The organism is Elusimicrobiota bacterium (genome assembly GCA_041658405.1).
Taxonomy (GTDB): Bacteria; Elusimicrobiota; UBA5214; order JBBAAG01; family JBBAAG01; genus JBBAAG01.
In genome coordinates this window covers 1-10009 of the sequence record JBBAAG010000096.1, presented here as the reverse complement: position 1 = coordinate 10009, position 10009 = coordinate 1, and the positions used below count along the sequence as shown (strand labels likewise).

Annotated in this window: 10 protein-coding genes; all 10 read left to right on the top strand. The window is 42.9% G+C overall.

All coding sequences use genetic code 11. The annotated features are described in order from the left end of the window. On the top strand, window positions 1–554 hold a 554-nt coding region (locus tag WC955_12010; GenBank protein MFA5859776.1), incomplete at its 5' end, for a F0F1 ATP synthase subunit beta. 10 nt (window positions 555–564) lie between these two features. Continuing rightward, the gene (gene atpC, locus WC955_12005; protein ID MFA5859775.1) at window positions 565–978 is read left to right on the top strand and encodes an ATP synthase F1 subunit epsilon; all 414 of its coding nucleotides are present in this window, start codon (window positions 565–567) and stop codon (window positions 976–978) included. Window positions 979–988: 10 nt separating this feature from the next. Continuing rightward, window positions 989–1282, top strand: a complete 294-nt coding sequence (locus WC955_12000; protein ID MFA5859774.1) for a DUF1805 domain-containing protein — start codon at window positions 989–991, stop codon at window positions 1280–1282. Between the two features lie 62 nt (window positions 1283–1344). Continuing rightward, window positions 1345–2760 carry a 23S rRNA (uracil(1939)-C(5))-methyltransferase RlmD gene (rlmD, locus tag WC955_11995; GenBank protein ID MFA5859773.1) on the top strand — a complete coding sequence of 472 codons (1416 nt, stop codon included), beginning with the start codon at window positions 1345–1347 and terminating at the stop codon, window positions 2758–2760. Window positions 2761–2768: 8 nt separating this feature from the next. Beyond that, a complete protein-coding gene (mfd, locus tag WC955_11990) occupies window positions 2769–5864 on the top strand; it encodes a transcription-repair coupling factor (GenBank protein MFA5859772.1) in 3096 nt (1031 codons plus the stop codon). A 43-nt stretch (window positions 5865–5907) separates the two neighbouring features. After that, window positions 5908–6957 (top strand): peptidylprolyl isomerase, encoded by a 1050-nt coding sequence (locus WC955_11985; GenBank protein MFA5859771.1) that lies wholly within the window; start codon window positions 5908–5910, stop codon window positions 6955–6957. Between the two features lie 4 nt (window positions 6958–6961). Next, window positions 6962–7906, top strand: coding sequence for a 4-hydroxythreonine-4-phosphate dehydrogenase PdxA (pdxA, locus tag WC955_11980; protein MFA5859770.1), 945 nt, complete (start codon window positions 6962–6964; stop codon window positions 7904–7906). Window positions 7907–7929: 23 nt separating this feature from the next. After that, window positions 7930–9198, top strand: a complete 1269-nt coding sequence (locus WC955_11975; GenBank protein ID MFA5859769.1) for a glutamate-5-semialdehyde dehydrogenase — start codon at window positions 7930–7932, stop codon at window positions 9196–9198. A 3-nt stretch (window positions 9199–9201) separates the two neighbouring features. Continuing rightward, the gene (gene nadD, locus WC955_11970; GenBank protein ID MFA5859768.1) at window positions 9202–9795 is read left to right on the top strand and encodes a nicotinate-nucleotide adenylyltransferase; all 594 of its coding nucleotides are present in this window, start codon (window positions 9202–9204) and stop codon (window positions 9793–9795) included. Next, window positions 9779–10009 (top strand): hypothetical protein (locus WC955_11965; GenBank protein ID MFA5859767.1); only part of this gene is annotated, 231 nt, incomplete at its 3' end. The genes nadD and WC955_11965, both read left to right, overlap by 17 nt.

The window sequence follows — 10009 nt, the reverse complement described above, 5'->3', positions numbered from 1 at the left end:
AGTTACAGGAACGTATTACCTCAACAAAAAACGGGTCGATTACATCAATCCAGGCAATTTACGTCCCTGCGGACGACCTTACCGATCCGGGAGTTGCGACGACATTTAGCCATCTTGACTCATCAACCGTATTATCGCGTTCAATCGCAGCAATGGGTATTTATCCTGCGGTAGATCCCCTGGATTCATCAAGCAAAATCCTTGACCCCCTGATAATAGGTGAGGAGCATTATAAAGTCGCAACGGATGTACAAAAAATTTTACAGCGCTACCGCGACCTCCAGGATATCATCGCAATACTTGGTATTGACGAACTTTCAGAAGAAGATAAACTCATAGTCTCACGGGCAAGAAAAATACAAAACTTTTTATCTCAACCCTTTTTTGTGGCGGAAGCATACCTTAACCGCCCGGGCAGGTATGTCAAACTTGAAGACACAATCCGCGGGTTTAAAGAATTAGTGGAAGGCAAACACGATACGCTTCCGGAACAAGCGTTTTATATGGTAGGCGGGATTGAAGAAGCGAAGGAACGCGCAAAACAGTTGGAGTAATACGGTTTAAATGAAAACTATACACGTAGAAGTTATTACCCCGGAGAAAATGATTATCCAGGCTGATGTAGAATCCGTAACGGTCCCGGCGATCAACGGCGAGTTATGCATCCTACCCGGGCACGCACACTTAATCGCGCAACTACAACCCGGTGAACTCAAACTAAAGAACGGGCAGGATATTACCAGTTACGCAGTCTCCGGCGGGTTTTTGGAAGTACACCCCAAAAAAATTGAAATCTACGCGGAATCCGCTGACCTAACAGCCGAACTTAGCGCGGAACGCGCAAGGCAGTTAAAAGAAACCGCTAACCTTGACCTCCAGCAAGGAAAAAATTTGGCTAGCTCGCAACTAGCCTTGAACCGCGCACTTGCGCAATTAAAAGTTCTCCGCCGTGTACGCCAGACAAGCAAGAGAAGGTAATTTTTTTATTATGACAAGTTTTGAGAGGCAGGTTGTTATTGGCGGTATAACGTTTAAAGGTTACGAACTTAAACTGCAAACAAAGGTATTAATAACAATAATTGCGCCTAAAGGATACCTTATCTGCGGATACCTTGATATTCAAGCTGCTGAGAAGTTCGGTGATACCGCAGCAGTGATCACCGGTGTATCAACAGTAAATGAAATGCTGGATAAACCCGTAGTGAAAGTAACATCTGCCGCATCAAAACTTGGGCTTACCCCCGGAATGACAGGCAGGGATGCGTTGAAGTTGTTGGTATAATCCTTAACCAAATCTCTCATTTGACAATAGAAAGTACGAAAAATATTATATGATGTATCACTATGAACAAAAGTAACCCGCGGGAAAAACATAGTATTTCCGGGACAACCACCGGTACGATAGAAAAACTTGTCAACGGCGGAGCAGGTATTATTAAACAAGCAGGATTTACGTCTTTTATATCCTACACCTGCCCCGGTGAAACCGTTGAGTTTAGGTACACGCAACGCAAGAAAAGTTATGGATTTGGTATCCCAACAAAAATAATTACACCCAGCACCGCTAGAGTCAACCCCCGGTGCCCGGGGTTTTATAACCCCGCAGCGTGTGATAAACCTTATTGCGGCGGCTGTGACTGGCAACACATGGACTACGCTGAGCAATTATTGAACAAACAAAAAGCGTATACCGAAATATTTTCATTTATTCCCCAACCGGAGAAGATTGACGTACTCCCTGCGAAAGCAGCGGGACAACAATACAATTACCGTAACCGCACACATTTTGCGGTACGCCCAAACGAGGATAATACATTAACCCTGGGATTTTACGCGCCGGACAGCCACAGCATTGTTGAAGTACCGGAATGCTATGTTCTCCCGCGTAAGATGAACACAGCAGTAACAAAACTTAAACAATTATTACGCACAAGCAACCTCACTCCGTATAATGAATCGCGGCATTCCGGCACATTACGCCATGTTAGTTTGCGGTACTCATTTAATGACGATAGCATCCTGGCGGTACTCGTGACACACAACGGTTTTTTACCCGACCTAAAAAAACTGTTATTCCGTATAAGATCGGAAGTCCCTGAGATTGTTAGTTTATATCAGAATGTCAACCCAAACCGTACAAACGTCATCTTTGGGAATGATACCATCCAACTCGATGGTGTAGAATGTTTATACGACACAATCCCGCATCCGGTTATCAATGAACTCAAATTCAGGATCTCACCGTTATCGTTTTACCAGATAAACACCCCGCAGATACCGATGTTATACGACACAATTGTTAATATGCTAACCCCTGCGAAGACAGATACTGTTATTGACCTTTACTGTGGCAGCGGCGGGATTGGTTTATACCTCGCACCGTATGTAAAACAATCATATGGCGTGGATAACAGTACGGACTCCATCACTGACGCTATTGCGAACCTTAACCTCAACAAAATACCTAACTGCCAGTTTATCCGTGATGACAGTGAAGTATTTGACAAACTTATCGATATCCCGGATGATACAACCATAATAATCGACCCTCCCCGGGCAGGGTGTTCAGATGCAACAATTGACAAAATTGTAGCGCATTCACCCACAAAAATTGTGTATGTTTCATGCTACCCCTCAACACTTGCGCGTGACCTCAAAAAGTTTATACTCTCAGGATACACCGTACTACAAACACAGGTAGTTGATATGTTCCCTCAAACAAGCCATATAGAATCGGTGACGTTACTACTAAAAAAGTGAACCCCAAAATGTTTTTACATAACCTTCCCCCGGGCGCAACGTCCCGCATAGCGCAGGTACACGGCTGCGCGTATGCGTTATTATCACTAGACCTCGCAATTACAATAAAGACCGCACCCGTGGTTTTAGTAGCGGAAACTGATGACGCTGCGGATATTGTTATGGACGACCTCACAGCATTAAACACAACATTACGCGCTAACGCGGTAACAGTTATTTCATACCCCTCCGGTGATTATCAGCAACGCATTAAATGCATTGACCAGCTAAAATCATTAACCAATACAATCATACTCACCACACCGGCAGCATTAACTTCCCCTGTATTCAGCCCGGAAGATCTTAACACAAAATGTTTTGTACTAAACAAAACCGGGGATACCAAACCCGGAGAACTCACAACATTTTTGGAGGATAACGGGTACACAAAAACCGATTTTGTTGACCGCCCGGGTGATTACGCTGTCCGCGGTGGTGTAGTTGACACCTGGCCTTTAACCAGTGACGAACCTATCCGCATAATTTTTGATGGGAACACAGTTGAATCCATCAATATATTCAATACCCTCACCCAGCGTTCCCACCGCGAAATACACAGCCAAAAAGTTATACCATTCACCCCGCCGGTAGGAACATCAACAATTTTATCTTTCCTCAATACTGACACAATTATGATTTATAACTCTGCAGTTGAGGACAGTTTATGCGATACATTACCGGAGAACAGTTTCCGCAGATTAATTTATACTGCGCTTATAACTGAAAACGATACGTGTTACCCGTCACACTCAATCCCGCCTATCAACGGGCAACTTGACATATTAGCGAACTATATTAACGGATGGCAGGGTACGGGATATGAAGTCATTATATATTCTCATAACATCACAGAAAAAGAACGTATTGAAAAACTTATACAAAAATACGTTGACCGTATAGGCAATCCCAGGGTAACAATTGCGCCTCTGGATACCGGGTGTATATTTGATAACGAAAAAAAGGTGGTGATATCAGAGAACGACATTTTTGACCGCAGAAAAATACGCTACCGCCTGCCGAAGTACCAGCTTGGGCGCAGGTTACGCACATTATCCGACCTTGAACCCGGGGATTATGTTGTCCACGAGAATTACGGTATCGGTATCTACCGCGGGGTTGAACAACTACAACTTGGGGTACAAACCCACGATTTTTTGCTTATCCAATACCTTCGTGGTGACACTTTACACGTACCGGTATCAGATTTTAAGTATGTCCAGAAATATTTAGCCCCAGACGGGCATACCCCTAAAGTTAACTCCCTTGACGGCGAATCATGGGAACGTTTAAAAATGAAAGTCAGCCAGGCAGTGGAACTCCTGGCAAAACAGTTAATCCAGACCGAAGCTTCGAGAAAAACTAATAACGGCTATTCTTTCCCGCAAGACAATGATATTGAACTTGAATTTGCTGAAAGTTTTCCATATGAAGAAACGGAAGACCAGGTTAGAGCTATTGATGACGTAAAAAAAGCGATGTCCTCGAATTATCCGATGGACCATTTTGTGATTGGCGATGTAGGTTATGGCAAAACAGAGGTTGCGATGCGTGCAGCATTAAAATGTGTACTTGGCGGCAAACAAACCGCGATCCTTGTCCCGACAACCATCCTTGCGGAACAGCATTACAACACTTTTATTGAACGCTACCGCAAATTCCCTATAAACATAGAAATGATCTCGCGATTCAGGAACAGGGACGCGCAAAAACGTATTCTTGAAGATCTTTCACAAAAAAAAGTTGATATCCTCATCGCAACACACCGGTTATTATCGAAAGACGTTAAATTCGCGGATCTTGGATTACTTATTATTGACGAAGAACACAGGTTTGGCGTACGGGCAAAAGAAATGATTAAACAATTAAAAACCTCGGTTGACGTCCTGACCTTATCCGCAACACCGATCCCGAGGTCATTATCTATGGCGTTAAGCGGTATCCGCAGTATTTCAGTAATTGAAACCCCTCCGGAAGGACGTTTACCTATTGAAACATATGTTATACCAATAAATGAACAGGTTATCCGCACTGCTATTGATACGGAACTCAAACGCAGAGGACAGGTGTTTTACGTACATAACCGTATTGATACCATATACGTAACACTTGAACACCTACGCACATTATGTCCAGAAGTACGGTTTGACGTTGCACACGGGCAAATGTCAGCCACGGTACTTGAAGAAGTTATGCATAAATTTATCACCCGGGAGATTGATGTATTAGTTTCCACGAGTATCATAGAATCCGGGCTTGACCTCCCGCAGGTCAATACTATCATTATTGAGGACGCAGATAATTTTGGCCTTGCGCAGTTGTATCAGTTACGCGGGCGTATTGGCCGCGGTGATGTCAAAGCATACGCGTACTTTCTTATCTCCCCGCTTTCTTCATTAACGGAACAAGCGAGGAAACGATTAACCGCAATCCAGGAGTTCACTGCGCTGGGGTCCGGAATGCGGTTAGCTATGCGTGACCTTGAAATCCGCGGGGCAGGTAATATCCTTGGGCAACAGCAACACGGGTTTATTACGGCAGTAGGGTATGAACTGTATTTCCGGATACTGAACGAAACAATCCGGCGTTTACGCGGTGAACCTCAGGATAGGATACAAAAACCTGAGATCACACTGGAAATCCCGGCAAACGCATTTCTCCCGCGTGACTATATGCCCAACCCCGGGGAACGCATACATTACTATCAGACACTAATCAACGCATCAACCTGGGATGAGATCACAGACCTCCGGGCGGAACTCAAAGATAAATACGGTTATCCTCCGAAAGCTGCGCAGGAACTGCTTAACCTCTGCGATATCCGTGTCCTCTGTAGAATAAACGGGCTTACCGGAATTGCAGTACTTGAAAAAGACGATGCTGTGATATTTACATACGAACCCACCCGCGTACCGAACCCAAAGGACTTACTCAGAAGTATCAGAACAGCCGGTAAGACTGTAACATTTGACCCTATGGATAAACTCATTGCCAGGATAAGCCCGGTTTATAGTAACGAAGTTATTCCTTTTATCAAATCCTTCTTGTCAAATAAACATAAAGTATAGTATTATATTGTTTTATATCTGAAAGGAGATAAGTATTAGTATTATGGCTATTTTAAAGAGAAGTGTATTATTAACAGTTTTTGTGTTACCTTTATTTTTAACAACCCTCTCGGCAGAGGTTGTGAGTAAAGTTGTTGCCAGGGTAAACAATGAAGTTATCCTGCAGTCCGAACTTGAGAAGAACATGTCGCCTTTGATAGATATGTTACTCCCAAAAAATCAGCAGACAAAAGAAAATGAATCCAAACTCCGCGATAACGTCCTTGACCAGATGATCAACCTACGCCTAGTTCAGCAGGAAGCAAAAAAACGCGGGATAAAAATCTCAAAACCTGAAGTTGACCGCGGGATGGAAACCGTGAAGAACCGTTTTCCTACGGAAGCGGATTTTAGTAACGAACTTAAACGCAACGGTTATACGTTAACCGCTTTCCGTGAAAAAATTGAACAACAATTAATGATGATGAAGATCCTTGAGATTGAAGTGCAAAGCAAAATCGTTAAACCCACAGAAGATGATGCTAAAACGTTATACAACAAAATCCAGAAAGTTGTTTCCGCCGGGGGTAAGGCAGAATCAGGTACTGAACTTGAAAAAAAAGAACTTGAACAACTCGCTGCTGAATTTGCATTAGCAAGTGCTGAACAGGTACGCCTACGGCATATACTCTTCGAAGTAAAACCTACCGCTACAGATGAAGAAAATGAAAAAATTAAACAAAAAGCGGAAGACGTGAAGAAACAGATAGATAACGGCGGGGATATCCGTGAACTTGCAAAAAAGTATTCTGATGATACTGATAGTAAGAACAAGGGCGGGGATCTCGGGTATGTACCGAAAAGAAACCTCCCGGAACTAAAAGATTTTGAAGGCGCTGCGTTTTCTTTGCCAGTAGGCGGGATAAGCGGTGTCGTAAAAACAAATTTCGGGTATCACATCCTTAAAGTTGAAGAAAAGAAAGCTGCGCAAAAACTTGCGTTTGACGACATAAAAAATTATTTAATGGTCTATATCGCGCAAAAAAGGGTAGACGAAAATTCTGCAATCTGGGTAGAAGCACTGCGTAAGAAGGCGGCAATAAAAAAGTATTAATTGGATGCCACCTGTAATAGCAGTTACAATCGGCGATCCTGCGGGTATCGGCCCGGAAATTATTGCTAAAGTTTTTAGTAAAAAAACAGTGCATCAATACGCGCACTACATTATTGTCGGACACCGGAAATTTATTAAAAATTCAGACCATTTAAGGAATATACAGATAATTGAACCCCGGAACTCTACTGCGGAAGTAGTCCCTAAAGGCAAACCATCGAAGCAATCAGGATTATTGTCTTACAACTACATCCTTACCGCCCATGAATTAATCAAGTCCGGGCAGGCAGATGCAATGCTAACCGCACCGGTATCAAAAACTGCATGGCAGCTTGCGGGGATAAACGTTACAGGGCATACAGAATTATTGGCAAAACTAGAACACCTTAACCCATCGAAGGTTACAATGTGTATGTTCAACCGTTACTACAAAACTGTTATGGTGACACGCCATATAGCAACAAAAAATGTTGCCTCTGCGCTTTCGGTCAATAAAATACTTGATACCATCACCACCGCGTATTCATTAATGAAAACACATTTTGGTAATAATTCACCACGTATAGGTGTATGCGGGTTAAACCCGCATTGCGGGGATAACGGATTAATCGGTACTGAAGAAAAAAATATAATCTTACCCGCAGTACGGCTAGCGCGTAAACACGGCCTTAATGCAGAAGGGCCATTACCGGCTGATGCTATGTTCTCTTCTTCATCACGTAGTAAGTTTGATATAATAGTTACGATGTATCATGATCAAGCGATGTTACCTTTGAAACTGACCGGTTATAACAGTATTGTGAATTATACATACGGTTTACCGTACATCCGTACATCACCGGGACACGGTACGGCGTATGATATTACAGGCCGCGGGATTGCGGATACCGGATGTTTGATGGAAGCCCTGAAATTTGCGGTATACGCTTTACATAAAAAAGGCAAATAAATACGGAAGGAAAACAGTTTTGTATGGCTACAAAAATAATGTCAGCTAAAACAATTGAAGGTATATTACAGAAAACCAAAATCGCAAGCCGTATTGTGGCAGTATTACCGGAAACAAAAAAAAATAGTATCCTAAGAACAATTGCGGGTGAACTCATTAAAAACACGGGACTGATAATAAAACATAACAAGTTAGACCTTACCTGTGCAAAGGCTAATCACCTGACCCCCGCTATGATTGACCGGTTAATGCTTAACGCAGAACGTATAAAAAGCATCGCTGAAAGTATTAACGATATAATCTCACTCCCCGATCCTGTAGGGACGGTTACGGAACACTGGCGCCGTCCAAACGGTATCACAATCTCGCGGGTACACATACCATTAGGCGTTATCTGCATGATATACGAATCCCGCCCTAATGTTACCATAGACGCTGCGGCTCTATGCCTGAAATCCGGCAACGCTGTTTTGTTAAGAGGCGGGTCTGAAGCGTTTAATTCCAACCTTATACTCTCAAAAATTGTGGGGTCTGCGCTGGAACGCTGCGGTATCCCAAAAGCAGCTGTTACTTATATTCCGTCGACAGGCCGCGAAGTTATTTATCGGTTGTTAAAGATGAACAAATACATCGATGTTGTAATCCCCAGGGGCAGTAAAGCTATGGTGGAATCCATAATTTCAAGTTCCACAATCCCGGTCCTCGCGCATGGAAGCGGTAATTGTCATGTATACATTGACTCCTCCGCTGATATCCCAATGGCATTAAAGATAGCGTATAACGCCAAAGTTCAGCGGCCCGGAGTGTGTAACGCAGCAGAAAAACTTTTGGTCCACAAACGTATTGCCGGTAAGTTTTTACCATTAATCGCTGAACAATACAAAACCGCGGGCGTAAAACTCCGCGGGTGCAGGGATACCGCCAGAATTATTAAACTTGACCAACCCGCAACAGAACAGGATTGGCCTGAAGAATACCTTGGGTTAACCATCGCAATAAAGGTAGTACCCGATATTGATTCCGCGATTGAACACATAAACAAATACAGTTCCGCGCATACTGAATGTATTGTCACAAAAAACCGTAAAGCTGCGGAGAAGTTCCTTGCGCGTGTTGATTCTTCGTGTGTCCTGCATAACGCATCCACGAGGTTACATGACGGCGGCGTATTCGGCCTTGGCGCGGAAGTTGGTATATCAACACAAAAACTTCATGCACGGGGTACTATGGGAATAAAAGAACTTACCTCATTGAAATATGTTGTTAAAGGTAACGGACAGATAAGGGAATAATCATTGGATAAACACAAACTTGGCCTTTATGGCGGCTGTTTTGACCCTATACACTACGGCCATTTATTCACCGCGTCGTATATCCGCGAAAAAATGAGGTTACACAAAATAATATTTATACCCTCGGGCATACCTCCGCATAAGAACACAACTTTCGCAACCCCGGAACAGCGGTATGCAATGGTAAAACTCGCGGTTAACGGCAATAAATACTTTTCTGTATCACGTATTGAAACTGACACAAAAACTGTATCCTATACTTATGACACACTACAAAAACTTAAATGCACATATTCCCGCGCGAAGTTATACTTTATAATCGGTATGGACGAACTTATACAGATACCCCTATGGAAACACGGGCTTGAATTACTATCACTCTGCACATTCATTATAGCTGCACGGCCGGGTTATGATTTGAAAAAAGTTGATAAAAATGTTATAAATAAGGTACGGCTCATAGATACACCGTTGATTGATATTGAAAGCACACAAATACGTCTGCGGGCAAGAAAGAGTATGAGTTTAAAATACTACATACCAGAAGTTGTAGAAAGATATATATTAACAAACAAAGTTTATGGCAGTAAAAAATAAAATTAAAAGTACAGAACCTTTAATCTTCGGTATTTGCCTTGCGATACTGCTGCTCATTACAGGATTAACCCTTAGCAGTAAAGTAGCGATGTCTTTATTAAATAACAAACCTTTACTCATCCTGCTGATCGGCACTGACGACGTGGATTACGCAAAACATTCCGATACCATGATTCTATTGTGTTATGACCCCGCAACTAGGTACCTAAACTAT

Excerpts from the sequence above, each read along its gene's own strand:
- mfd (MFA5859772.1), top strand. The coding sequence starts at position 2,769 with ATGTTTTTACATAACCTTCCCCCGGGCGCAACGTCCCGCATAGCGCAG.
- WC955_11985 (MFA5859771.1), top strand. The coding sequence starts at position 5,908 with ATGGCTATTTTAAAGAGAAGTGTATTATTAACAGTTTTTGTGTTACCT.
- WC955_12000 (MFA5859774.1), top strand. The coding sequence starts at position 989 with ATGACAAGTTTTGAGAGGCAGGTTGTTATTGGCGGTATAACGTTTAAA.
- pdxA (MFA5859770.1), top strand. The coding sequence starts at position 6,962 with ATGCCACCTGTAATAGCAGTTACAATCGGCGATCCTGCGGGTATCGGC.
- rlmD (MFA5859773.1), top strand. The coding sequence starts at position 1,345 with ATGAACAAAAGTAACCCGCGGGAAAAACATAGTATTTCCGGGACAACC.
- atpC (MFA5859775.1), top strand. The coding sequence starts at position 565 with ATGAAAACTATACACGTAGAAGTTATTACCCCGGAGAAAATGATTATC.
- WC955_11975 (MFA5859769.1), top strand. The coding sequence starts at position 7,930 with ATGGCTACAAAAATAATGTCAGCTAAAACAATTGAAGGTATATTACAG.